Origin of the sequence: Lysinibacillus sp. NPDC056185 (genome assembly GCF_047737915.1) — a bacterium.
In the GTDB taxonomy this organism is placed as follows: Bacteria; Bacillota; Bacilli; order Bacillales_A; family Planococcaceae; genus Lysinibacillus.
Window position 1 is genome coordinate 16857 of record NZ_JBLLLQ010000032.1, and the last position, 24841, is coordinate 41697.

The 24841-nt window shown below is 35.4% G+C and carries 25 protein-coding genes, 2 pseudogenes and 1 other annotated feature; of the genes and pseudogenes, 16 read left to right on the forward strand and 11 right to left on the reverse strand.

The annotated features are described in order from the left end of the window. Positions 1-79: 79 nt before the first annotated feature. The 4 genes from ACMZ42_RS22390 (at position 80) to ACMZ42_RS22405 (ending at position 5744) form a co-directional block, all read left to right on the forward strand. Entirely contained in the window at positions 80-712 is a 633-nt protein-coding gene (locus tag ACMZ42_RS22390; RefSeq protein ID WP_402872628.1) for a hypothetical protein, read from the forward strand. A gap of 38 nt (positions 713-750) precedes the next feature. Further along, entirely contained in the window at positions 751-1602 is an 852-nt protein-coding gene (locus ACMZ42_RS22395) for a DUF2785 domain-containing protein (protein WP_415732828.1), read from the forward strand. Positions 1603-1683: 81 nt separating this feature from the next. Then, positions 1684-1923: a binding site (T-box leader), on the forward strand. Positions 1924-1977: 54 nt separating this feature from the next. Continuing rightward, entirely contained in the window at positions 1978-5067 is a 3090-nt protein-coding gene (ileS, locus tag ACMZ42_RS22400; protein ID WP_415732829.1) for an isoleucine--tRNA ligase, read from the forward strand. A 536-nt stretch (positions 5068-5603) separates the two neighbouring features. After that, positions 5604-5744, forward strand: coding sequence for a hypothetical protein (locus ACMZ42_RS22405; RefSeq protein ID WP_415732830.1), 141 nt, complete (start codon positions 5604-5606; stop codon positions 5742-5744). Positions 5745-5820: 76 nt separating this feature from the next. On the opposite strand, the gene ACMZ42_RS22410 is transcribed toward ACMZ42_RS22405, so the two are convergent. Both ACMZ42_RS22410 and ACMZ42_RS22415 read right to left on the reverse strand, forming a co-directional pair. Next, positions 5821-6774, reverse strand: a complete 954-nt coding sequence (locus ACMZ42_RS22410; protein ID WP_370083567.1) for a hypothetical protein — start codon at positions 6772-6774, stop codon at positions 5821-5823. Positions 6775-6969: 195 nt separating this feature from the next. After that, positions 6970-7092: a hypothetical protein gene (locus ACMZ42_RS22415; protein WP_370083565.1), complete on the reverse strand. Its 123-nt coding sequence runs from the start codon at positions 7090-7092 to the stop codon at positions 6970-6972. Between the two features lie 296 nt (positions 7093-7388). Between ACMZ42_RS22415 and ACMZ42_RS22420 the strand changes: the two genes are divergently transcribed. The 7 genes and pseudogenes from ACMZ42_RS22420 (at position 7389) to ACMZ42_RS22450 (ending at position 13381) form a co-directional block, all read left to right on the forward strand. After that, the gene (locus ACMZ42_RS22420) at positions 7389-7862 is read left to right on the forward strand and encodes a DinB family protein (protein WP_415732831.1); all 474 of its coding nucleotides are present in this window, start codon (positions 7389-7391) and stop codon (positions 7860-7862) included. A gap of 3 nt (positions 7863-7865) precedes the next feature. Continuing rightward, entirely contained in the window at positions 7866-9845 is a 1980-nt protein-coding gene (locus ACMZ42_RS22425) for a prolyl oligopeptidase family serine peptidase (RefSeq protein ID WP_415732832.1), read from the forward strand. 3 nt (positions 9846-9848) lie between these two features. Then, positions 9849-9966, forward strand: a pseudogene (locus tag ACMZ42_RS22430) (SMI1/KNR4 family protein); the annotation flags it as partial. A gap of 313 nt (positions 9967-10279) precedes the next feature. Continuing rightward, positions 10280-10795 (forward strand): hypothetical protein, encoded by a 516-nt coding sequence (locus tag ACMZ42_RS22435; RefSeq protein ID WP_415732833.1) that lies wholly within the window; start codon positions 10280-10282, stop codon positions 10793-10795. Positions 10796-10957: 162 nt separating this feature from the next. After that, positions 10958-11431: a GNAT family N-acetyltransferase gene (locus ACMZ42_RS22440; RefSeq protein WP_415732834.1), complete on the forward strand. Its 474-nt coding sequence runs from the start codon at positions 10958-10960 to the stop codon at positions 11429-11431. A 730-nt stretch (positions 11432-12161) separates the two neighbouring features. Continuing rightward, positions 12162-12653 carry a DinB family protein gene (locus ACMZ42_RS22445; protein WP_415732835.1) on the forward strand — a complete coding sequence of 164 codons (492 nt, stop codon included), beginning with the start codon at positions 12162-12164 and terminating at the stop codon, positions 12651-12653. A gap of 249 nt (positions 12654-12902) precedes the next feature. Next, a pseudogene (locus ACMZ42_RS22450) lies at positions 12903-13381 on the forward strand (CcdC family protein). Positions 13382-13637: 256 nt separating this feature from the next. Here ACMZ42_RS22450 and ACMZ42_RS22455 read toward each other — a convergent pair. Further along, positions 13638-14066 carry a HEAT repeat domain-containing protein gene (locus ACMZ42_RS22455; protein ID WP_415732836.1) on the reverse strand — a complete coding sequence of 143 codons (429 nt, stop codon included), beginning with the start codon at positions 14064-14066 and terminating at the stop codon, positions 13638-13640. Positions 14067-14516: 450 nt separating this feature from the next. Next, positions 14517-14798 (reverse strand): type II CAAX prenyl endopeptidase Rce1 family protein, encoded by a 282-nt coding sequence (locus ACMZ42_RS22460; protein WP_415732851.1) that lies wholly within the window; start codon positions 14796-14798, stop codon positions 14517-14519. Positions 14799-15748: 950 nt separating this feature from the next. On the opposite strand from ACMZ42_RS22460, the gene ACMZ42_RS22465 reads away from it, so the two are divergent. Further along, positions 15749-15955: a hypothetical protein gene (locus ACMZ42_RS22465; RefSeq protein ID WP_415732837.1), complete on the forward strand. Its 207-nt coding sequence runs from the start codon at positions 15749-15751 to the stop codon at positions 15953-15955. 18 nt (positions 15956-15973) lie between these two features. After that, positions 15974-16882: an alpha/beta fold hydrolase gene (locus ACMZ42_RS22470; protein WP_415732838.1), complete on the forward strand. Its 909-nt coding sequence runs from the start codon at positions 15974-15976 to the stop codon at positions 16880-16882. A 410-nt stretch (positions 16883-17292) separates the two neighbouring features. On the opposite strand, the gene ACMZ42_RS22475 is transcribed toward ACMZ42_RS22470, so the two are convergent. Continuing rightward, positions 17293-17895, reverse strand: coding sequence for a LysE/ArgO family amino acid transporter (locus tag ACMZ42_RS22475; protein ID WP_415732839.1), 603 nt, complete (start codon positions 17893-17895; stop codon positions 17293-17295). Positions 17896-18234: 339 nt separating this feature from the next. On the opposite strand from ACMZ42_RS22475, the gene ACMZ42_RS22480 reads away from it, so the two are divergent. From ACMZ42_RS22480 to ACMZ42_RS22490, 3 genes are all read left to right on the forward strand, one after another. Then, positions 18235-19662, forward strand: a complete 1428-nt coding sequence (locus tag ACMZ42_RS22480; RefSeq protein WP_415732840.1) for a PLP-dependent aminotransferase family protein — start codon at positions 18235-18237, stop codon at positions 19660-19662. A 244-nt stretch (positions 19663-19906) separates the two neighbouring features. After that, positions 19907-20386, forward strand: a complete 480-nt coding sequence (locus ACMZ42_RS22485) for an NUDIX domain-containing protein (RefSeq protein WP_415732841.1) — start codon at positions 19907-19909, stop codon at positions 20384-20386. A 150-nt stretch (positions 20387-20536) separates the two neighbouring features. Next, positions 20537-20791: a hypothetical protein gene (locus ACMZ42_RS22490; RefSeq protein WP_415732842.1), complete on the forward strand. Its 255-nt coding sequence runs from the start codon at positions 20537-20539 to the stop codon at positions 20789-20791. Positions 20792-21157: 366 nt separating this feature from the next. On the opposite strand, the gene ACMZ42_RS22495 is transcribed toward ACMZ42_RS22490, so the two are convergent. The 6 genes from ACMZ42_RS22495 to ACMZ42_RS22520 all read right to left on the reverse strand — a co-directional run bounded on the left by ACMZ42_RS22495 (position 21158) and on the right by ACMZ42_RS22520 (position 24752). Beyond that, positions 21158-21445 carry a hypothetical protein gene (locus ACMZ42_RS22495; RefSeq protein ID WP_415732843.1) on the reverse strand — a complete coding sequence of 96 codons (288 nt, stop codon included), beginning with the start codon at positions 21443-21445 and terminating at the stop codon, positions 21158-21160. 168 nt (positions 21446-21613) lie between these two features. Then, complete coding sequence (locus tag ACMZ42_RS22500) at positions 21614-21766, reverse strand: DUF2992 family protein (RefSeq protein ID WP_415732852.1); 153 nt, start codon at positions 21764-21766, stop codon at positions 21614-21616. Positions 21767-21777: 11 nt separating this feature from the next. Next, positions 21778-22029, reverse strand: coding sequence for a DUF2992 family protein (locus ACMZ42_RS22505; protein ID WP_415732844.1), 252 nt, complete (start codon positions 22027-22029; stop codon positions 21778-21780). A gap of 351 nt (positions 22030-22380) precedes the next feature. Then, the gene (locus ACMZ42_RS22510) at positions 22381-22983 is read right to left on the reverse strand and encodes a lysostaphin resistance A-like protein (RefSeq protein ID WP_415732845.1); all 603 of its coding nucleotides are present in this window, start codon (positions 22981-22983) and stop codon (positions 22381-22383) included. 1158 nt (positions 22984-24141) lie between these two features. Next, positions 24142-24330: a DUF4177 domain-containing protein gene (locus ACMZ42_RS22515; protein ID WP_370076614.1), complete on the reverse strand. Its 189-nt coding sequence runs from the start codon at positions 24328-24330 to the stop codon at positions 24142-24144. A gap of 215 nt (positions 24331-24545) precedes the next feature. Then, positions 24546-24752: a hypothetical protein gene (locus ACMZ42_RS22520; protein WP_143999067.1), complete on the reverse strand. Its 207-nt coding sequence runs from the start codon at positions 24750-24752 to the stop codon at positions 24546-24548. Positions 24753-24841 lie beyond the last annotated feature (89 nt).

The following is a 24841-nucleotide window of genomic DNA, read 5'->3' on the forward strand; positions in this document are numbered from 1 at the left end:
TGGATTAGGGTACAATTATTGTAAGTATTTGTATGATGGTGTTTTCTAAAAAAATAGGTACTGGGGAGTGAATAAAGCATTGATAACTGTAATAATGGACAATTCGTTAGCATTTATTCTATCTTTTCCACTTATACTTATCTATTTTAAAAGTCTTTCCCAGGAAAATTCAGCTTGGCGTTGGACTTTGCCTCTTTGGTTTTTAAATCATAATATGATTAGATATTTAGTGTCTTTTGGTGATGACTTTTGGGTGGTGTTAATGTGGCAAATTCTTTTTGTTTGGCCATTATGTATAGGCATATATTATTTCTTATACAAAAAGGAAGATAAATGGGGATTTTATATAGGGTTAAAGAAAAAGAATGTCATTTTATTGGGAAGTCTACTCGTTTTATGCATTGGTTCACTTGGGATTAGTATGTATGATACTAATAAAAAAGTGATTGCCTTTCATGAACATGTAATGAAGGAGTTGCAAGATAGCTCTGACCGTCCGCAATATTTGATACAAAATAGTGTTACTCCATCTACTCTGCTCTCTTTGTCTGACCAAATCAATGAGGTCAGAAATGGAAAGGTGCGTGCGGTGACCTTTCCTTGGAAAAGCAAAGTAATTGTTGTAATGGACAACGAGCAGAAGGAGTTTACTTATGTACGGTTTAATGAGGGATGGAAGCTTGATGGCATTTATCGTGAAAGTGGTTTTTGATTATTCGATTAAAAGCAAACATGAAAAGGAGAGAAACAGTGCGTATACTACTAAATGAAAACTTATTGAAGGAAGATGAATTAAAAGAAATACTCAAAGAATTACAAAGTGGAGCTATTACATGGCAGCAAAAGGATCATACCGATCTCATACAATCAATGATGCTACATATCGGTTCATTAGATAGTGAATTACGAGATAACTTAATTTATGGATCGTTTTATGAATTGATTCATGAAAAAAACTTACTAGAGCATTCACTTTTAACGGAGCTTTTAGAGGAATGTTTGAATAATTTATTATACAAGGGTATTGAAGAAAGCGAATCAGATTTAGTTTTTACCCGTACATTTACGTCACTATTGATTGCCCTAATATTGTTTAGAGATAACGCAGATGATTTTTTATCCCAACAGAAAATCGCTGATTGTAAAGATAAAGTACTAGCTTATTTAGCGGCAGAAAAGGATGTAAGAGGCTACGTTCCGGTGAAAGGGTGGGCTCATAGTGTTGCCCATATGGCTGATGCAATCGATGAATTGGTGAAGAATCCGAAATTAAATAAAGCCTCTTATTGTGAAATTGTAAGCGCATTATACAACGCCATTTTGCAAGAAAATTATGCTTTCATTCACGAAGAAGATGAACGGATTTTAGTGCCTATTTTCACAATGCTTGAGCATGGTTTAGAGGAGCAAGAGCTCATTAAATTGCTGCAAGAATTACCTGCTACTTTAAAAGTAAAAAAAGGACAGCTCGATGTACAGCATCACAGAATCTTAGTTTTTAACTGCAAAACCTTTGTAAAAAGCTTTTATATTAAAACAAATGGAAAGCCTAAGTTCGCAGCTCTTCATAAAAGCATTGAAGCATGTCTCAATGAATTATAAGGAAAACACTACCAATATTAGTACTTTGAAATTATTGACAGACAAAAATTAGTTTGTTAAGATGAGTGACAATAAAAGCATACAAATTCGTTGATGAGAAAAAGTAGTGTTTCATTTTGTTCTACAGAGAGCCGACATATTGGTGGAAGTCGGTGTGCAAGTGTTACATGAAGATCCTCTCTGAGAAGATTGGCTGAACATAGTAAGCTAATCCGGGTGTCTACCGTTAAAAAGAACACGTATGATTGTACGTTGCTAAGTGCTATTGAACGTTGATTCAATAGAATTAGGGTGGTATTCGCGGTTAACCCCGTCCCTTACTTGGGACGGGGTTTTTTGTATGCCTTTTATACAATTAGTATAGGAGGAATTTACATGCAAGCTAATGAGAAGAAAGAAACGACTGTAGAAAGAGAAACGCGTATTCGTCAGTTGTGGGAACAAGAAGGAACGTTCCAAGCGTCTGTTGCGAATCGTTCTAACAATAAGCCTTTTGTATTTTACGAAGGTCCTCCAACAGCGAATGGCTTACCACACGTAGGGCACGCATTTGGCAGAACAATTAAAGATGTCGTGGCTCGTTATAAAACGATGCAAGGTTATTTAGTTGAGCGTAAAGCTGGCTGGGATACACATGGTTTGCCTGTAGAGTTAGGCGTGGAAAAAAAGCTAGGTATCTCTGGCAAGCAAGAAATTGAGAAATATGGTGTCGAACAATTTATTCAAGAGTGTAAGGGAAGTGTCTTTACCTATGAGAAGAAATGGCGCTCCTTTACAGAGCAGCTAGGCTATTGGATTGACATGGATGACCCATATTTAACGTTAAGTAATGATTATATTGAGTCTGTTTGGAATATTTTAAGTCATGTGCACAAGGAGAAGCTTTTGTATAAGGGCCACCGCGTTTCACCTTATTGTCCTAGTTGTCAAACATCATTAAGCTCTCATGAAGTTGCGCAGGGCTATAAAGATGTAAAGGATTTATCTGTCACGGCAATGTTTAAGCTAAAGGATAAAGATGAATATTTTCTTGGCTGGACAACGACTCCATGGACATTACCTGCCAATGTTGCATTAGCCATGAATCCTAAGCTCATGTATGTTCGAGTGAAGCAGCACAATAAAGTCTATATCTTAGCAAAATCACTAGTGAATAAAGTTTTTGCTGATTCTGTGGAAGTGTTAAGTGAACATGAGGGGCATGAATTTGAAGGTGTATCGTACACCCCACCATTTTCTTATGTCACAGTTGATAAGGGGCATGTCGTTGTATTAGCGGATTATGTCACAGAGCATAGTGGAACTGGTATCGTCCATATCGCGCCAGCATATGGGGAGGACGATTATAAAACGGTTCAGCAAAATGGGCTATCGTTTGTCAATGTTGTTGATTTAAAGGGTTGCTATACAGAAGAGGTTCCAGAGCTTGCCGGTAAATTTGTGAAAGATTGCGACGTCGAAATCATTAAAATGCTCGCTAAAAAGGAGCTATTGTTTGATAAGGAAAAATATGAGCATAGCTATCCACATTGCTGGCGCTGTGATTCACCATTGCTTTACTACGCGACTGACAGCTGGTTTATCAATATGTCTACAATGAAAGATAAACTTTTACAAAATAATGAACAAGTTACATGGTATCCTGATAACATTAAGCACGGTAGATTTGGCAATTTCTTAGAAAACCTAGTGGACTGGAATATTAGCCGTAATCGCTATTGGGGTACACCGCTAAATGTGTGGGTTTGTCAGGATTGTGGTCATGAAGTGGCACCAAATAGTATTGCATCTTTAAAAGAACTAGCGAAGGGTACTATAGATGACATTGAGCTTCACAAGCCGTATATTGACGAGGTTGTGTGTACTTGTCCAAAGTGTAGTGGTGACATGGAACGTACACCTGAAGTGATTGATGTTTGGTTTGATAGTGGATCCATGCCATTTGCGCAGCATCATTATCCTTTCGGTGGCCTTACTACTTTTAACAATCAATTTCCGGCGGATGTGGTCATCGAAGGCATCGATCAAACACGAGGCTTTTTCTATAGTTTATTAGCGGTTTCTACTTTATTCACAGGAAAGGCACCTTATAAAAATGTACTTTCTTTAGGGCATGTTTTAGATGAGCATGGACAGAAGATGTCGAAAAGTAAAGGAAATGCGTTAGAGCCAGTTGAACTGATAGAGCAGTACGGAGCGGATGCTTTACGATGGGCATTTTTAGTTGATAGTTCTCCTTGGAATCCTAAACGTTTTTCAACAAAAATTGTGATGGACGCGAAATCAAAGCTAGTCGATACATTAGATAATACGTTCAAATTTTATCAACTATATGCAGAAATAGATGGCTTCCAGTACGACGTTAACAAGACTGGCACGCGTACAAAACTAGATCATTGGATATTATCTCGATTACATCATACGATCCAGCTTGTGACAAAATCTATGGACGACTATCAATTTACACAGGCAACACGCGAAATCGGCAAGCTTGTGGAAGAGCTAAGTAACTGGTATATCCGTCGTTCACGAGCAAGATTTTGGGCAAATGGGCTGACAGAGGATAAACGAGGTGCTTATAGTACGCTGTATGAGCTACTAACGACAATTTGTCAATTACTAGCACCATTCACTCCATTTATCGCAGAGGATTTATATCGACAATTATCAGGGAAAAGTGTTCATTTACAAAACTACCCAACATACAATGAATCGCTCGTTAATGCTAAGCTTGAAAAAGAGATGGCGAATATTTTAACAATCGTTGAGCTAGGCCGTAGCATACGTAATAGTCAAGGGATCAAGGTAAAGCAGCCGTTAAGTGAAATCATTGTCTCTGTTGACGGCGAGTTACCAGATTATCAACCATATAGCGAGCTCGTGAAAGATGAGCTAAATATAAAACAATGCGTTTGGACAAATGATTTTTCAGCTTACGAAACAGTTCATTATAAGCTTAATTTTAAAACGGCAGGTGCAGCATTTGGAGCAAAAGTGAACAAAGTAAAAGATTACGTAGTGAATTTAAATGATGAGGAGAAAAATGTATTACAGCGAACAGGTTCAGTTCCGTTAACGATCGATGGAGAACAGGTAACATTATTAAAAGCACATGTGTTAACTGAATCTATCGTGAAGGAACATTACGTCTTAAGTGAAGATGCTTCTTGTCGAGTCCTTATGAATGTTCATCTGACAGCAAACTTACTTGAGGAAGGGCAAATAAGGGAATTAATTCGCACAATTCAAGATACACGCAAAAAATGGAAACTCCCTGTTGAGCAATATGTATCGATTTCGATTGCTGGAAGTGCCAAAGCAACAACTATCATCCAGCAACACGAAGCGTTACTAAAGGCCAATGTGTTGTTAAATGATATTCATTATGTGAGTGACGATCATGGCGAACGATATATAGAGACAAAAGTGTTTGATGAAAAAATTACTGTTTATTTTAAGCTGTAAAATCTTTAATGCTCAGGTAATCTGGAAGACAGAAGAGTGATCAGGTAAGCCCGGAAACTGCTCGGGTAGACAGAAAAAGTGATCAGGTAAGCCCAAAAACTGCTCTGCTAGACAGAAGAAGTGATCGGGTAAGCCCGGAAACTGCTTTGGAGTCGCCAGAAAAAAGCACAGAACGATGTAAAGAACGCTCAGGTAACTAAAAGTAAGTTAATTGTTTAAATAATGCACTTAAAACAATGTACAACATTTTTATTTGCTATTTTTAAGTTGAACTAATTTTGATATTAGTTCAGCTTTTTTGTGTTTAAGGATATAGTTCGAGTACATTTATAAAAGTTTAGTATCTGTAAATTTTTCTCTCCGTTATTTAACTAACAGAGAGGATATATCAAAGTGCAGTATTAAATTACAACACTATATTGAGTGAATATCTGAAAGAAAATGTGCAGTAGGAGAATGAAATTAATTAATCACAAACATGGACTCCAGACGCTAATCGAATGATTACAGATTATATCGAAAATGAGTACCTAGAAATGTATGAGGATTGGGACGACAGAGCTAATGAATGCGTTACAGATGAAATCTTGCAGAAAATCCAAACAATCTTAGATAAAGCTTTTGCCAGCGATTCGGTTAAACAATATTGGACTTTAGAAAAGAAAATCGTAATTTAAATACTGTACATTTTAAGCAAAACTAAATGGACAAAAAAATGTGTATTCAGTAATGAATACACATTTTAATAAAAACTTAATGATACACGTCATTTGAAAGATATTTTATGCTGTGATAGTCCACAATATTTTTATTTTTGTTAATTCGGTAGTAGTTAACGATATCTATGAGTGGAGTTAATGGTGAATAATCCAAAGAAGTGTAATGAGGAATTTTTTTATTCACTGCACCTTCTTCACCGATATACGATAGTTTGCTAGAATGCATATCGTGTATACTATTTAACCATTCATTATCAACGAAAAGGTTTTTTACATCACTGTGATATGTACGGTTTTTGTTTGCAGTCCATTGAGTATCAGTCATTTGTGACTTAGCTACTGGTAAAGCATTAAAAGTATATACTCCGCTAATTTTTTCCTTTTTGATAGGACCATAATGAGTAAACTTTTGGTTAGAAACTACTGTTATTCCAGCACGAACGTCTAAGTAGGACTTCGCTGCCAACCATCCACCTAAAGAATGTCCTGTAAAATACCATTGGTAGTCTTTATAACCAAATTTATCATAGATATAGTTAAGGTAGAGGTGCGCTTGATGTAATTGGCCTGGAACACTACCATTCAATAATGATGATGCTGCTGTTGCATAATCTGAAACATCTTCTGAACCTGCAAAGGCAATGAATAGTTTCTTACTACCATTTGGATCGGCAATAACAACTGTCATTGCTTTAAAGCCAGTTCTATCTAAATTGTAACTAGGTGCTCCCATCTTATGATTTTGATTAGAGTTAATGTCTACCGAATCAATCACTTTAAATTTATTTGGACCATGTTCAAGATTGATTGCATGTTGGATTTCAGCATTTGTCTTATTTCCGACTTTGTAAACTTGGTCTGCTAAATCATAGTATAGTTTACTAGGGTTATCTGCATAACCTGCTTGTGCTTTACTAGCACCAATAGAAAATGTAAATAGTAGTAGGATGGCAGAAAGTAAAACTGTAAAACTAAATTTTTTTAACATGAAAAATTAATACCTCCTTTTATTAAGTATATTGGTAATTATCCTTTATTTTGGTAATTAAGTCTACGGTATTATTAATTAAACAAGTATATTTACGAAGATTTTTTTGTATCAGCAATAATAGTGAACATTTTGAGGATTAAACAAAAATAGAGCGATTAAATCGCTCTATAATCCCATTATGTATTCAAGTAATTACTTATTTCTTTCAAGTTCTTCGATACGTTTTTCTAACTTTTTAATCTTAGCATCAGCTGAGACAGCAAAGGCGAATGATAAACAAGCAAAAGAAAAGGCCATAAGTGCAAAAGAGTTCATTTAAGTACCTCCGAATAATAATAAAGGAAAATTGTTGTAATTAATTTACGGATGAAAATGGAAAAGGTTTCAAATAGTTCATGGCGATTGAAAAGGAAAAAGCCGCAGCGTAGCCCATACTACAGTAAACTAATGAACAATAGAGGAAATTAATAAATAAGGTAATCTACTACTTATTACGAATATCAAGAATTTGTGAAGAATCATACTCGAACTACGGCGCTGGTTAGTTGAAGAAGGAAATAGTTGGATTTATATCGAAATATATTGTAATAAGCTAGATTGGAGTGCTTACAATGATTAAATTATTTGAATACAACTGGCAGGTAAGAGATGAATGGTTTGACTGGTGCAATCAACTGACAATTGAAGAGTTGTTAAAAGACCGCAGGGGTGGAGTAGGAAATATATTATATACACTTTTTCACATAATTGATGTGGAATATAGTTGGATTCGTGGTATTCAAGGCAAAGAAGATGTAGTATTTCAGTTTGCTGATTATCCTACACTTGAAAAGGTTAAATCACTTTCAGATAAATTACGAAATGAAATAGCTGAATTTATTAAAACAAATGTAGGAGATTTAAAAGAAAAGTTAGTCAGTGTTTCTTGGGATGAAGATAAATACACTGTTGACGAAATATTACATCATATAGTTACTCACGAAATTCACCACATAGGTCAACTTTCTGTTTGGGCAAGAGAATTAGAACTAAGTCCTGTACCTGCTAACTTTATTGGAAGAGATTTAACGAGAGGGGTTAATTAATTAATGAATAAGAATGAAAAAACATATCCAAGTATAGAAGAGATTATTTCATTACCAACCTTATCAGATACAAACATAAGTGATGATGGCAAAAACGTAGCATTTGTAAAGAAGACAGCTAACTGGAAAGATAATACATATAGGAATCATGTATGGATATATGAAAAAGAAAAGGGGCAGTGTTACCCATTAACAACTAGGGATATAGAGAGTACATACCCTTTATGGTCTCCAAATTCTAGAGCTATCGCATACCTTAGCCCAGTTGGTGACGGGGATAATAAGAAAAATCAGATCTTTGTTAAGTCCATAGATGGTCATAGTGGGGTTCAAATTACTAATGAGAAAGAAGGGGTCAGTAAATTCAAATGGGAGCCTACTGGCAATGGATTTTATTATGTTGCACAGTCAAAAGAATCTGAGACGATAAAGAAACGTAAGGAACTATATGGAGATTTCCATCATATAGGTAAGGAATATCAAAATAGTTGTTTATATTACATTGAAATAGAAAAAGAGATCCAAAATGATAAAGGTGAACACGGAAATAGCGTTGTTTATCAACTAACGGATGGTAAGGATTTTCATATCCATGAATTTGATATTTCAAATGATGGGAAAAAGGTTGTATTTATGGCTACACCAAGTCCGAATATGGGAGATTTTATTAAAGGAGATCTATACTTACTAGATATTAAAGCTGGAGAGCTACAAAAGATAAATATAGATAAGTTGCTGGGAGGGAGTGTTTGCTTCTCCCCTGAAGGTAGCAAAATATGTTACTTAGCAAGCATAAGGGAGAAGGATTATTATAAGACCCATATACAAGACAGTACGCTAGAGGTTTATGATATTAATAGTGGAGAGCTATTTCAACCTTTAACAGATTTTGATAGTACGGTTATGCCATTACGGTGGACAGCTAAAGGAATTTTAATTCGATGGCAGAATAAAACTAATTATCTTATTGGGTTGCTATCTGAGAATGGCACTGTGGAAATGTTAAGCGAAAAAGTAGATAGCTTTATAATGGAGGCTTCTATAACAAGTGATGGAAATCATATATCCTATAATAAGGCGATAACAAATGAAACCTTTGAAATCTATTTAGACGATAAAAAAATAACGAATGAAAATAGCTATTTTAAAGGAAAGCTTAAAAGTAACAGGGAAATAATCTCATGGCAAAGTAGTGATGGTCTTGAAATAGAGGGAGTTTTATCAACCCCAGTAGAGTTTGACGCAAATAAAAAATATCCCTTATTAGTAGTAATCCATGGTGGACCGGCTTGGGCATCCTTTCCAATATTTTCAGACTGTTTTAATGAGAAATATCCTATTGAACAGTTTATCGAAAAAGGCTTTATCGTTTTAGAACCAAACTACAGGGGAAGCTCTGGTTATGGCAATAAATTTCTAACAGCAAACTACAGAAAACTGGGAATTGCTGACTACGATGATGTTATATCTGGAGTGGATACACTAGTTGACAAAGGAATTGCAGATAAAGAGAGAGTAGGGGTTATGGGATGGAGCAACGGGGGATATATATCAGCTTTCTGTTCTACATTTAGTAGTAGATTTAAAGCCATTTCAGTTGGAGGTGGAATTACAAATTGGAGTAGCCATTATGTAAATACAGATATACCTTACTTTATTAAGATGTATTTAGGAAATGATCCATGGAACGATCCAGAAATCTATACTAAAACATCACCAATGACATATATTAAATCCGCCTGTACCCCGACTTTAATCCAACATGGCGAAAAGGATGCAAGAATTCCAACTCCAAATGCATATGAACTATATCAAGGATTAAGGGATATGGAAGTTGATACAGAATTAATTATTTTTAAAGGAATGGCATATAGTTCTGACCAGCCTGGAATTAATGTGGCTATTATGAAGCAAAATTTGATGTGGTTTTCACACCATATTCTTGGAGAAAGTTTGAAAGACTTTAGAATACCAATCAAATGAACGATGGCGTTTTGGAGTCGTTTTTCAAAGGAACTGTATGCCATTACTTATGAAAACTTCAGCGATTATCTATTAGATTCTTTACAAGAATCAGTAGATTAATTGTTATGATGAGGATTAATTGATTATAGAATACTAAGAATCGTAATTTAAGTAATGATATATATTTATAAGGTTCATAAAGTTTCATATTGTTTTACTGCTTTGATTTACAAAGCCGATTATCTCTAAACATAGAGGAAATCGGCTTTTTCTATAAAAATTTGCTTAGCGTACGAAATTCACGTTTGTTGCGCTACCCCTTTTTAAGCTAACGGGGCTTTACTTCAAGATTGGATTCCGTAAAGATTCCATCTTTTTCTTAGTCAACTAACGGCGTAAATACTTCAATAACCACAAAGGATATTTATGGTAAAATTTGTTGGAAGGGGAGAATGAAGTTGAGTAAAAGGAAAAAAGTGCTATTTCGAATTTCAATAGGTTTGAACATATTTCTTATCGCAATTGTAGCTTGGGGAATTATAAAAATGAATTTTGTTAAAGAGCAAGTTTTCGTTACGGAAGTACAGCGTAATTTAGTAGAATTGGAAGGTTTGATAGAAAATCAGATTGATGATAACTGGTCCGAACCCAATTTGGTTACAACTAAATTAGGAGATGTATTGAATGGAATTTGGCTTGGTATGACTACTGGAAAGCAATTAGGAACGCTTTCTAAAAGTGACAACGACATTCTTGAACATTTTTATTCTAAATTAAATCAATATCCTAAAGATGAATTATATAGATTTGTTGATTTAACCGAAGAGGATAAAAAGAATTTTGAAGAGTTGCGGGAAACACTCCGTGAAGTAGGATTAGGATTAAATATTACTATAAGTACAAATATGGATTCCTTTATAAATCAAGTAGAGAAATTAAACGGAAAAATTAAATACCCATTAAATTAACATTTACTTGATATTTTGTTAATGGGGTGCACTAACGGGGCGAAATTGTTCAATTAGAGCAATAGTTTCTTGTGCTAAGTAGGTTAGTTGCATAAAGAATAATATATAGTTTGCTTTAATGTTAATATTAGTTTAAATAGATTTTTACAAAAGGAGATTAAGATGGAAATTCGTTCAGTTAAAGGTTCAGACTACTATGTAATTTCACCTCTAATCAATGAGTGGTGGGGTGGTAGGAATATGTCTGATATGTTACCAAAGTTATTCTTCGACCATTTTACACAAACAAGTTTCATTGCAGAAAAAGATGGTAAATTTGTGGGTTTTCTAATAGGTTTCCTTTCTCAAACTCATGCAAATGAGGCGTATATTCATTTCGTTGGAGTTCATCCTGAATACAGAAAGCATAATATTGGAAACCATTTATACAATGAATTTTTTAATGTGGTAAAGCAAAATAATCGAAGTATTGTTCGATGTGTAACGTCACCTGTCAACAAAGTTTCGATTGCCTATCATACCAAGATGGGTTTTGAAATTGAAGATGGAGATAGAAGTGTTGATGATCTGTCAATAAATACAGAATATGACGGACCAAATCAAGACAGAGTTTTATTTGTAAAAAAATTAGATTAAATTCTAGTTTCTTATTGCATTAATTAAAGATCATTGAGTTGCGAAGGCAGCTCTTTTTTCTTTAAACGGATGTAAAACAGAAAAAGTCAGTTATCATTGCAGGAAAAAGTAAGAAGAGAAGGTGGACAATGGACACGAATGATCGGAAAATAAGATTAGAGTTTCTCTTGCAAAAGTAAAAAGAGAAAGAAATAATGAATTACAGATGCAATTAGATTGGATGTTGGAGCCGTTCTCAACTAAAGAAAGTATTAGGATGTTAGATGTTGAAGAAAAGGAAAAAATGAAAACTGAATTTATAGCGAGCATCCCCATAATTGAATGGGTAAGTCTAGACTTCTGGGATTATTGAAAATATTATTCATTTAGCAGCAGAAGATGCCTATCAACAGTATGTATTTTGCCCATCACCTAAATTTGTAATAGAATTCGTTGAACCTGACTTAATAACCATTGCTTGGTAACAAGGGGGTACTTGATCGATACGTTTTACTAACGGCGCAAGTTGCTATACAGTCTAATCGATTATTCAAGAATATGGCACTTTAATTAAAAATACGCATCTCTTTATTAAAGAAATACGCCCGATTGTGGAAGATCGTTAATTAAAGTTCAGGCTACACAAATATAAAGACCATGTATATTTTCACTCCTATGTACTATTTTCGAAAAATTTGATAAATTAATAGTAAGTAATGTTTAGAGAGTTACAAAAAAGGAGGCGATCCAAATGAGTAAAAAAGAACTCTTGCAAAATGGAGTCAATCAAGTTTTTTACGAAGAAGAATGGTACCCACCGTTATCAGAAGCATTAAAGAATCTCACTGCTGCACAAGCATGTTGGCAACCAGAAGGAAAGGCCGCTAATACGATTTGGGAAAATGCAAACCATTTACTAACCTTTAAAGAGCGCTTACTTTCTCGCTTATATAAAGATGACACATTTGTTGCTCCGCAAAATAATGATGAAACGTTTATCCAAGGTGAAGCTAATGATGAAGATGCTTGGCAAGAAACAGTGAAGCGAACGCTTCACGTACATGATGCCTTAAAATCTTCATTAACATCCTTTCAAGAAGCAGTATTGGATCAACCTAGTCCTTCTCTTCCAGTTTGGCAACAATATCTAAATATCCTTTTGCATGACGCTTATCATACAGGACAAATTGTACAACTTCGTAAACTACAAGGTTCATGGCCAGCTAAGCGCTCAAATTTATAAACGATGATTAAAATTGCTTGAATATTGCACACAACAAAGCGATTTAAAAGCAGATCGAACTGTTACATCAAATAAAATCCCGATTTCCTAGTATTCAAATTGAGAAATTGGGATTTTTTATTAACCCATAATAGCGCCCGATTGTTGTTCATCCTGCCTCAAAAAATTTCTAATTCTATTTGCTACATCCTCTTTAGAAATCACTTCACTTGCATATTTTTTAACATATTGAGTTCCAACGCATACGCTATGTATTGCTTGTTCAAAATAGCATTTATCATTATTATTGGATTGTTCATTTTAGTTCGCAGAATCCGTTCTATGTACAAACCAACCAAAGGCAGAGGAGGGCGATTAATTCTTCCCCTTCTATTTTTAACACCAGGATTTTCATTTTTTCTAAACGCTTCTGTGCACGTCACATACCTTCAATTATCTATAGCAATTTTTTTAGGAGTGGGTTTTTCTATTCCTCTTATTTTATGGTCAGATTATGAAATACGAAATGATGGTTTAATTATGCTAAGAAAAGTCCTGCTTTTATAATTACTTTCGCCATTATGATTGCTTTACGTTATTATTTTCGACAACATATTTCTACTATCGAACCAGGTACACTCAAAGTGCTAATTTTCTTACTTGCTACTTGTTATTTAATTCCTTGGAGAATAGCTTGCTATATAAAGTATAAAAAGGTTCTTAAACTAAAAAATACAGTTAGTTTTTAGAACTTTGTATTTCTCTAACACTCTCCAAAATGAAACAAGGAGTATAAGTTTGTGAATAAATGCTCTTAAACTAACGAAGCAGGTTAGTTTAATAAGGTGTTTGTTTTATCATTAAACAATAAAGACGGATGATCAAAGAAAAGAAGTAATACAATTTAATATTAGTTTTCGATGAACCGCAGCGTAAGATAAGAAAAAGCCATTCCCTCCACAAGTGGAGAGAATGACTTTCCTTCATAAATCGCAAAACTACTGATTATAGTTTTGCCCAACGTTCCTCTAACCAGTTCATAAATTCTACACCTTTGTCGCCTTCATACGCATCAAAGACATCTAAACGCATACGTTTTAGTTTATCTGCAAAGTCTGCCACTGTATGGTCCTTCGGCAAGCTCTTTTTCACCCGCAGGAAAATTTTGTCTGTGCCTTTGATAATATCAAAACGTGCAGGTGATGGCTTCTCTACGTCCTCACCAAACGCCACGAGTGCTTCATAGGCTGCTAATTGCACCTTGTTGACAGTATCATGCTGCATACGATTTTTTAATAAATCTATGATTTTGTCATGTTGATAAGCCGATAACATTTCGACTGCGTCTAAACGCTCTCGCCAGCTAGACGTATAATTGGCCTGTTTTTTTAATGTTTCATACTGCTCAGGTAATGCTGTTTCAAACTGTTTCAAGTAATTGCACCTCTTTTTTTAACTAGAGGAAAAATGAATTCTTCTTCTGCTTCTCTTATTATACGTTGTCTGGGTGAAAATAGCTATGAATAGCTGGTAAGGATATATATATAGAAAATGGAAACTAACTACATTAAGGTGAACCGTATCATAAGTATGTACTATTCTTTATTAGATTTGCTTTTCGGGGGTTTTACTTCAATAAGGAGTAGAGCCTTTTTCTAATTAAACTAAAGGAGCACTAATTGTTCCTCAAAACGAAAAAACGATATTCTCTCTGTAAAAATATACAGGGAGAATATCGCTTTTTTCTGACTTATTCTATTTATTCTATGTGCATGTTATATTCACGAACGAATGAAATTTATTTCTCTCTTCAATATTTCTTATGTAAGAACTCAAGCTATCACTGTGCATGGCATGATGCCTTGTATTGACTATTTATCACTACTAAAGCAGGAAATATACAAAAATAACATGGTGAAAAGCATGACCTAAAGCGTGTGCCATCATCGCATATTGTAATCCAAGCTTCTGATACAGCCAACCAAAAACCATTCCTGAAATACCGTTAAGTAGAAAGCAACGTACCAGAACAAGCGTGTTTAGACCACCAAACATCGCAACTGTTGCCGGAATATGCCCTGCCGCAAACAAAAGTGCTGATACACTGTTAACAACAACAAATATCCATACCGCGATAGTCTCTTTGTCCTTGCTACGGGCAAACAGTTACCACAAGATAAAAGAATAACGGTTATCTACGCAGCGACTTTTCATACGGTAGATGGTGGACACTTTTTTATTACAGAGAATTGTGGACCTGTTGGATAATATCAAGCAAACATTGACAATATCGGATAAAATTCTAGAAAGGCAATGATAGTAGTTTTTTTTGTGAACTAATTTTCATTTAACTTAATTGGAAAAGAGGTTTTGAATCAACGAAAAGCAATATTATTTGAGGTATAGTATTTTTAGCGCTGAGTCTGTTTCTTAAGCCATTATTAGCGATTGTGGGGCTGAATGAAAGGTTGTTCGGATTGCACTTGCAAGGTGAAACTGTGTTTTCATTGAGCCCATTCTTAGTTCGGATTATTTTGGCAGTAATTAGGATTATCATATTTATCATCGGCGGTATGCAAGTTGCAAAGCAGAAGAATAAATAGTTGAAAGGATAGAGAGCACAAAATTGATCTTGCTACAATATTGAACATTTATAACCAAGGTATTGAAGACCGCAAAAAACATTGAGTTGCATATGCAGCTCTTTTTTTATTGAACTAACGATGCAGTTTAGTTGAACAAACATTATACACATTGTTTTTGAATAAAAAACAAACGTAAATTAAAAATGTTTGTTTTTTGATAAACATAGTATTATAATGTTTGTATTAGTTCGGTGGATTTGAAACGTTTACTATTCGTTTGTAATGACAGCTATGGCAGGGAACTTCCATCAATCCGAAGAAGCTCTGCGAGAACTATATACTGGTGATTTGGATCGTTTTTACCACTTCATCGATGACTAGGCACCTGATACCGTATCAATTAGCTTCATGCTGCGTTTTCGTGACACAGCCCATCCTGAACTAACACCGGAGGTCCCAGTCAGTGGTGCCGAAGCTTTCAACTGCTATATTGAGCACACCCTCCCATTTCTCCGTGAAAGCGGAGGTGAAGTGATATTTTTTGGCGATGGCGGTGAGTTTCTTATCGGACCCGAAGACGAAAGATGGGATCTTGTTATGATGATCCGCCAGAGCAGCGCGCAGTCGTTTCTTGCCTTTTCAAGTCATCAAGACTACATGGCCGGTATCGGGCATCGGACTGCAGCAATCGAAGATTCACGCCTTCTGCCTATGACAGAACTTCTGATATCAAAATAAAAGGAGGAGAACATGATTATGAACATTCTGAAAGTCAACGACGTCGATTTGGCCTTTGACAGTTTCGGTAACGAAAATGACGAGGCTATTATCCTAATCGCCGGGCTTGGAACCCAGATGATCCGATGGACGGATTCGTTTTGTCGGATATTAGCAGCGCGAGGCCATCGAGTAATCCGCTTTGACAATCGCGACGTAGGTTGCTCGACTCACTTTAACCATTATCCGACACTGGATTTTGACGCACTGGCCACTGCTCTCATGTCGGGACAGCGACCGGACATCCCTTACACTCTCGGTGACATGTCCAACGACGCTATCGGACTGCTCGACGCCCTATCAATTGATCAGGCACATTTTGTTGGCAGGTCGATGGGCGGAATGATTGCCCAGATTGCAGCCAGTGAGTACCCTGAACGGGTTTTATCACTCACATCCATTATGTCCAGTTCCGGTAATCCCGCCCTTCCGCAAACTTCCCCAGATATCATGGCGATGATGACTAAACCGGCGCCGAATCCATTTGAAGATGAAGCAGGATTTTTGGCGCACAGTCTCTCTTTTGCCAAACGCATCGCCGGCACCGGCTATCCGTTTGAAGAGGATGCTTATCGGGCGCTCATTCTGGAGGAAGTCCAGCGAGCTTACGATCCAGGCAGTGTCGGACGACAAATTGCTGCTATGGCTGTCTCTGGTGACCGTCGTTCGCGGCTGGCGACCATAAAAGTACCAGTACTTGTCATTCACGGGGTGGACGATCCCCTGTTCGTCCCGGCGTGTGGTGAGGACACGGCTTCCGCCATTCCTGGCGCCGAGCTAATGTTGGTTGACGGTATGGGACACGACCTGCCGCACCAACTGTACAAAGTAATCGCAGATGGCATAGAGCGAACAGCTCGTCGCAATGGACACGGGCTTCCTGAATAGCAACCAGTCGGGGTCCCGCGGTGTCCAATGGGACTGAGTAGGCCCAGGGCGCAGGGTTAATCAATTTGCACCCTTCACGTACGACCCGGGTGGACATGGCGGTGCTCTTAGAACGGTTGTTAAAGCAGCTAGATTTCATCAATTAATTATGTGTGCAAATAGCTTACTTTGTGAAAGATTACACTTAAACTATCGGGGGCGTTTCTACAATAAGTAGAGACGCTTTTTTTACAAATAGAGCAGGTCTTTAAACACAAATAAAAGCTGATCTAATATCAAAATTAGTTCAGCTTAAAAAAAGTGTATTTTAATGTTGCACAATCTATATAGGATACTATTCTATTAAATGTATTACTTTAACTCTTGATTTTTAATAAAAACTAGTATCCTGAGTGTTTTTTGTGAATAGGTTACAGTAAACCACTAACAAGGTAGAGAGCGGTTGCCCAAATAAAAATCGCTGAGCATTTATTAAAAATATTCATAAGCTTCCCAGAGCTATCAAATCTTTTCAAGGATGCTCCAGCTATGATAAGACCGAAAAACCATAACCAAGAAATCAAAACACATGCTGCAGTGAACAACATTTGCTCCGTCCCACTATATTTTAAAGCACTCGTCCCGATAACACCTATTGTATCTAAAATGGCATGTGGATTTAAGAGAGAGACAGAGACCGCAAATAAAATTTGCTTTTTTACAGGAAGTGCTTCGTTATTATCTGAAGATGCCGGATTTGAGCGCCAAATTGTATAGCCCATATAAAGTAAGAAAAGTATCCCGACACTCATCAAGGCGATACGTAACCACTCAAACTGCAAAACAATTATAGATAAACCAAATACCGCAAGTAGTATTAGAAGCGTATCACAAATTGAGGCAGTGATGCTGGCGGGTAAGGCCCGAACTAGATGTGGCTGAGTCGCACCTTGGGAAAAGACAAAGACATTTTGTACGCCAAGGGGCAAAATAAGTCCAAATGCTAAAATCATTCCATGTAGAAATGCTTCCAATGAAATTCCTCCTTTCACTAAACATTTTAGATATGTTATAACTAAAAGAAAACGACCAATTGGGTGGTTTTTAAGCCATCCAATTTTAACTTCTTTTAGCGGGTGTTTGGACACCCGCTGAAAGAAGTTAAAGCCTCCGGCGGATGTTACGGAATCGGAAAGGAATTCTTAGAGGATGATAGCCTCAGATCATCGCATCCATGCGATAACGGCTAACTGACCTGCATCGGTGCCGCTACCGCTACGCTTTCGCGCAAAAAACATCTGCAGGCCTAAGCACAAAGCCGATTCCGAACGTAATTATGCCGAGGCAAAATTGATATGTTTGAGGTGATACGAATGAGCTGGCAACCAAATAGACAGGGAGAAATGACATTACAGCAACAAATTATTCAGTGGATTACTGAGCATATAGAACGGGGAGATTGGGTGGCAGGAACAAAGCTACCGACACAAAGACAGCTAGCTATGCAGTTTGGGGTCAATCGTAGTACTGTTCAACAGGCGTTAGAGGAGTTAAAAGCAGCAGGAATATTGGAATCGAAGGTAGGCTCAGGTATTTATGTAGCACAAAATTCATGGGATTCATTAATTACACAAACACAACCAAATTGGCAAAAGTACATAGACACAAGTCTCCATAAGCCCAATTATCATACCATTCAATTAATCAATGAATACGAGCAGCGCGATGATATCATTCGATTGGGAACTGGAGAGCTTGCACCTAGTTTATTGCCCACTACTGAAATTGAAGCGTCTTTGAAAGAGCTCTCTTTGCAGCCGAAAGCTTTAGGCTATTCATCACCACAAGGTAGCGATAAACTTCGAGAAGCGATTTGCGAATACGTGAAAAAAAGGGGGATCTATGCAAAGCCCAAAAATGTTTGTATTGTCTCTGGTGCACTTCAAGCATTGCAATTGGTTGCTGTTGGGCTGCTTGAGCAGGGTTCTATCGTATTCCAGGAACAGACGTCTTATTTAAATTCAGTCCATCCTTTCCAATCTGTAGGTATGCAAATGCTGTCTATCGAACGTGATGAACAGCTTGCACAAACCTTAGCTCAAAAGAAAAGAAAAAGGCAGGCTGTATTTTATGCTGTACCTACGTTAAACAATCCAACTGGTGGGGTATGGACGTCGCTTGAAAAAAGGGAACTTTATGAAGCGTGTAAAGCATCTCGTATTCCTATCATTGAGGATGACGTCTATCATGAATTGCTATTTGAAGCGGCAACGTCTCCAATTAAATCAATGGATGATAGCGGGCAAGTCCTTTATATTGGGAGTGTTTCGAAAACATTAAGCCCCGGACTTCGTATTGGCTGGTTAATCGGTCCAACTACAGTGATTGAGCGGTTAGCAGATATAAAAATGCAGACAGATTACGGATCAAGCGCCATCTCACAGGAAATTGTGCTGCATTGGTTGCAATCTGGTAAGTATGAGAAGCATATTCAAAGTTTGCGGAAAGAATTATTACTGAGAGCCAACTTTGTTGAGGGTATATTACAAGAGAGATTTACGGAAATTGCTAGTTGGGATAAGCCGAAAGGTGGCTTCTATATTTGGCTTAGGTTTCATGAGCCAATCGTTGATAAAGAGTTATTTACCAAGCTATTGCATCGACAGATTCTCATTAATCCTGGTTATATTTACGATCTTCAAGATACCCAACATATTCGATTATCATATGCATATGCAACAGAAGAAGAGTTGGATAAAGGCTTAAATATCCTATTTGAGATTGCAAGAAAGAAGAAATAACTTTAATTACATTGTTTAGTAGATTCAAAAAGAAATCTCCATTGTGTAATCACGATGGGGATTTTTCATTCTTAAAATAAGGCTATTTTCGAAAAGATTGTTGTTTTTCAACTAACTAAGCAGTTTAGTTGAAGAAGAACAAATAAAGGATATTATTATTTAACGTTGAATTTTATAAATTATCAAGTGCATCTTCATTGATGTAATGGAACATTTTGGAAATAAATATAGGGGTTGATATTAAATGCAGTTTCATATCAGAGTACGAGCAGGTGCAATTATCATAGATAATAACAGAATATTATTAACGGTATATAATGACCCGATAAGAGGCATCGTTTATGATTTGCCTGCTGGTGGAGCAGAACCGAATGAATCTATTACTGATACAGTTAAAAGAGAAGCCAAAGAAGAAGCGTGTATAGATGTAGAAGTAGGTCCTTTAGCCTTTGTTTATGAATATATACCACATCTTAATCTTGAAAAGTTTGGGAAGATCCATACATTAGTTATGATGTTTGAATGCAAAATAAAAAACCACACCACTCCAAAATTTCCAGAAAACCCAGATTCGAATCAAATAGATGTTAAATGGCTACCATTATCAGAGTTACAAAATATTGAAATGTACGCCAATATTGGTTATTACTTACAAAATTACGCCGTTAACGGTAGAAACATTGACTTGATAGAAGAACATAAACTAAATCAAGCTACTATGTGAAGCTATGAGAAATTATTTATTTCATTCTTCAACGATCGTGGTGCTTTACTTGAATAATATAGATAAACCAAAAGCGACAATCTATGAGAAAACAGCCTAAAATAAAAAGAAGAGAAAGCATATCAAATAGTACTCAATAAAGCTCTAGAGGTGATCGATATTCCCGAGGGGTATCAATTTAAAGAAGTTCGTAGCGGCAAACAGAATGAAGTGGATGTTATCGTTTTCCGTTATGAAAAATCCGATTTGCTTAATAACGGTCTAGAGGGAGAACATTATTCCTTTACAATTGAGCAAGAAAGTCACAAAATTGTGGGGATTACTTGGATGGACCAACGTTTGCTTCCAATCAATAACTTCCATCTAAAAAAGGACAGAGGAACTTGTAAAAGAGTAACTGAATAATATTCAAAGTGGGTTATTTGATCGATTAGAAAATCATTGGATTCGACCTCATGATGAAGTTATTAAAGTGAATAATGGGGCTTTAACGGTTACGGGCATGAAAGATAAATGCTATGTACAAGAGAATGATTCATAGGAGTGGGTCATCGTCGGTCCTGATGAAAAAATAATGACATTTGAGCAAGACATTAAATGGGTAGGTGGACGGATAACCGAAAAGGGTTGCATGATAGCTGGCTGTTAGAACATCAACTATAGGGAGTTCTTTATAAAAAGCGCGAGAAATCAATATTTAGAAACGTTGATTTCTCGCACTTTTTAAACGTGAATTTGCTTTGAAAAAAACTTAACCTCTTGCGATAATTGTTATTTCCATCCACGATATTCGTCATATTCTTTCCCCGGTTTAAGAAATTGAAATCCTTTAGATTTTACGAAAATTGCATGCATTATTAAACCTAGGATCGGTAGTCCGACAATCCAAATCCAGGTCCATAGATTACCTAAATAATAGTGGGACAAAGTAGTAATTCCTAGAAACCCTCCGTATCGTAGGAGGAGAATGAACAAAGGATCTTTCCTTACGAATGAATAAAACATAAAACGACCAATACCTAAGATACATATAGCTACTAAGAGTTGAATAAACAGCAAGACTAATCCTCCTTTTCTTTTTGTTGAAAATTCTTTCCTTAAGGAAACTTTAAAGGTATATTAATTTATTTTATTTGTGATTACAATATGAAAATATTTCGAATGAAATTGTGTATTAATCCCTAATAAAAAAACTGACAACATTAGTTGTCAGTAAAAAGAATGATATTACCTACCTTTATGTTTATTTTTAGACTTTTGAACTTTGATATTCCGAATATATTCTTTGCGTTCTTCTTTAAGTCGTTTACAGGTAACAGATTTTTCTTTTTTTCTAAGTGCCAATTCTGCTTTTATAGCTTCTTCGGCCTTAGAGGTGATACTTGGATTTCTTAGTTCTTTTGCAACTTTTCTTTGAAGCCTTTTAGGGTGATTTTCCTCATTTTAACTTGTTGGATAGGTATTCCATCATGTTTATCATTATTTTTGATAAAATCCAACAAATTATTATTTACAAAATCAAGGACTTCTTGATCTTTAGGTTCATTCCCGAAAGTATACTTGTATGCTTTGTATTTGTTTTCGGAAGTGTGTTCTATTAGCCCTATATAAAATTGCCCATCATTAAAAATGGTTAGTTTCATAGTAGGTCCCTCCTCATATTAAAATCGAATGATGGACATCCCGAGGAGGGGAAGGTTACTGACATCATATTTATGATGCATCCGGACTACCAACCGAATCGTGTTTTTTCATTCATGTAGTATTATAAACGATTTGTTATTATTTGTAATGGGACATTTGTGATTTCGCTATAAATAGTAACAAGGAATATAAATGATTTATGATTGAATGCAATAATAGTATCAGATCTTGGTGGCTCTTTTCGGGTGTAACCTTTTGAGAAAAGAATAATTCAAGTGAAAGATCTGGCATTAACCAATTGTTAATAGGAAGTAATTTATCAAGCTATTGCGTCGACAAGACTCATTAATCTAATGTTTAACTCTTATTAAATTGTATTTGAATAATAGTGTCATACCGATATTCATCAAAAAATGCACAAGAAAAGGCACTAAAATATTGTTTGTTTCAAAATAGATCCATCCGAAAATTAAACTTGGAACGGTTATATTTATTAACATTATAGGTTTTTTGAAGTATTGAATATGCATCCCTATGAACAATAAAGTTGTTATTATAATCGCAGTCCATGGTTGTTCTAGAAATACAAGAAGTAAATTTTGAATAATTCCCCTAAACAAAATTTCTTCAAATAACGCCCCTATAAACATAAAGGCAACAATACTTAATAACGAATAGTCTTGATAGCTTTTGTTAGTTTCGTCCATGTATTTCGAGGGAATAAACAATGTTAAAATTACCCCAAACAAAAGTAGACCGAATGAAGCGAGAATTATGCTCATTACCATTGTGAATGGCTGATTGAATGATAGGAAATCTTGTATTGTGAATACATCATAAACTATTAAAGCGAAAATGATAGCTACACAAACAAATGTAAAAGAAGAGAATACAAAAATAGCGTCTTTCGGGCTAAAATCCTTCTTTGTCTTTTTTGATTTATCTTTCTCCATATATTTCCTTCTTTCTTAATACTTATAGAATAAAGAGATATTTTACCATAATATTTTTGCAGAAAAAGCAATCGCTACTACTTTACCGATAAATAGTCTTTTTTTTAGAAAAAATCGAGATTAGTAAAGGTAACCATGTAATGATTCATATTATTAGAATTAGTTAAGTGAGCGAAATGTTGAGACAGGGGTTTTAGGAAATCCTAAGAAAGGCTGTTATCTGTGCTAGTGGGGTAAATTACAGAAGTGGAAATACTAGGGAAATAAAATATTAAAAGTGCCTAAATCCTAATTAGGAAGACCACTTTTCTAGGATTGGTTATGGTGACTTAATTCTACCAAGAAAAGGTCTTCCTTTTTTGTCGTTTTATCCATTTATACAAAATATTTCATACTCTCTTTTTCAATTGTCTATTAATGCTCACTAATAAGCTAATAATAATGGAAAGTAAAGTAACAATTATTAGCCCAATAGACATTATTAGACCATCTATATAATTAAGGAATCCTACTGCGGCTAAAGCCAAAAAGCTGATGACGCTTAAAAATAAAGTAAGGAAAAAAATTTGGAAATAATACATGTCATCCACCTCCTATTTTGGGGTTTGTCTTTTATATGGTGCGGTTATTACTTAACTTCTTTTAGCAAATCTTTTATGTAACGAAAGTGAAACGGCAGTTACAAATGTTTTATGTAGCGAAAGCGAAGCGTCAGATACAAATGTTTTATGTAAGGTAAATGATTAATTTATAATCCATGTAAGTAATCTTGCAATTTGAAATGAGGCATACCAAGTAAAGATGAAACTACAAAGGAAAAATGTTACAACAGGAAAAAGCTTGTATTTTCCCTGTTCTTTTTTAATACAGCACCAAGACTTAACAAAAAACTTATAAATAATAAACCGAATCCAGATATCATAAGAATTTCAAAGTTAATTGAATAAATGTAAGAGAAACTCAGTAGAACAGCACCGATTACTGCAAGAATAATGGATAGTTTGCTAAACATTTAAAAGCTCTTTTCGGAAAAAACCAATTTATTGTAATGGACTTTTTGTAAAATTTCTTCGTAAGTTAAAGAAAAAGTTATGATGATTATTTGAAAGATATTGTGCAATAAAAAGAAAGAGAAGAGGTAATGAAACCTCATTTTTCTTAATCTTTCTTACGTTTAAATATTAATTCAAAAAAAGTAGGAGTGCCGTGACCTTTTATTCCCGGTGCAAAGATTTGTACTAACTCCCATCCTTCTTTTTCATGATCATAAACAACTTTATGATAATCTTCCTCAGGAGTTAGTGTCCATGTGGATAATTGAATTTTCACAAATTTATGTTCATACAAGATAATAACCTCCTTATTATTACTTTTATTTACGTTTTTTAGTAATTTAAAGTTTCAAAAATATTATGAAGTAAACAGTTCGAGGGTTTTTCGAAAGAGAATGTGTAGAGAGGGTGTTCACTATGGATTTTTATAAATATTTCCATTTAGAACTGATTGATGCATGCGAATTCGCAAAAGATACTTAAACACTAGATAAATAGTGTTCAGTAAAATTATTGATCTTTTCGGGGTTTTATAAAGAATGAACTGAATACAACAGAAAGCCCAATAAAAATGAATATTATTGCAATAGATTTATTTGGAATAAATGAATTGTATTCGAGGGGACCAGATAATCTGCCTGTTCCGCTTACAAGCAAGAAGATACCTAAAATAAATATTATATATCCAATTTTAGAATGTGTACCGTCTGTTTTCATTGCATTACAACTCCTAATATATAGGTTAATAACTTATATAAGGATAACATAATTAGGTAATGTTTGAAAATATGGATTGATTCAATTAC

What these genes read in the sequence shown, in the direction of transcription:
- ileS (WP_415732829.1), top strand. Translation starts at nt 1,978, where the DNA reads ATGCAAGCTAATGAGAAGAAAGAAACGACTGTAGAAAGAGAAACGCGT.
- ACMZ42_RS22405 (WP_415732830.1), top strand. Translation starts at nt 5,604, where the DNA reads ATGTATGAGGATTGGGACGACAGAGCTAATGAATGCGTTACAGATGAA.
- ACMZ42_RS22410 (WP_370083567.1), bottom strand. Translation starts at nt 6,774, where the DNA reads ATGTTAAAAAAATTTAGTTTTACAGTTTTACTTTCTGCCATCCTACTA.
- ACMZ42_RS22415 (WP_370083565.1), bottom strand. Translation starts at nt 7,092, where the DNA reads ATGAACTCTTTTGCACTTATGGCCTTTTCTTTTGCTTGTTTATCATTC.
- ACMZ42_RS22420 (WP_415732831.1), top strand. Translation starts at nt 7,389, where the DNA reads ATGATTAAATTATTTGAATACAACTGGCAGGTAAGAGATGAATGGTTT.
- ACMZ42_RS22425 (WP_415732832.1), top strand. Translation starts at nt 7,866, where the DNA reads ATGAATAAGAATGAAAAAACATATCCAAGTATAGAAGAGATTATTTCA.
- ACMZ42_RS22435 (WP_415732833.1), top strand. Translation starts at nt 10,280, where the DNA reads ATGAAGTTGAGTAAAAGGAAAAAAGTGCTATTTCGAATTTCAATAGGT.
- ACMZ42_RS22440 (WP_415732834.1), top strand. Translation starts at nt 10,958, where the DNA reads ATGGAAATTCGTTCAGTTAAAGGTTCAGACTACTATGTAATTTCACCT.
- ACMZ42_RS22445 (WP_415732835.1), top strand. Translation starts at nt 12,162, where the DNA reads ATGAGTAAAAAAGAACTCTTGCAAAATGGAGTCAATCAAGTTTTTTAC.
- ACMZ42_RS22470 (WP_415732838.1), top strand. Translation starts at nt 15,974, where the DNA reads ATGAACATTCTGAAAGTCAACGACGTCGATTTGGCCTTTGACAGTTTC.
- ACMZ42_RS22480 (WP_415732840.1), top strand. Translation starts at nt 18,235, where the DNA reads ATGAGCTGGCAACCAAATAGACAGGGAGAAATGACATTACAGCAACAA.
- ACMZ42_RS22485 (WP_415732841.1), top strand. Translation starts at nt 19,907, where the DNA reads ATGCAGTTTCATATCAGAGTACGAGCAGGTGCAATTATCATAGATAAT.
- ACMZ42_RS22505 (WP_415732844.1), bottom strand. Translation starts at nt 22,029, where the DNA reads ATGAAACTAACCATTTTTAATGATGGGCAATTTTATATAGGGCTAATA.
- ACMZ42_RS22510 (WP_415732845.1), bottom strand. Translation starts at nt 22,983, where the DNA reads ATGGAGAAAGATAAATCAAAAAAGACAAAGAAGGATTTTAGCCCGAAA.
- ACMZ42_RS22520 (WP_143999067.1), bottom strand. Translation starts at nt 24,752, where the DNA reads ATGAAAACAGACGGTACACATTCTAAAATTGGATATATAATATTTATT.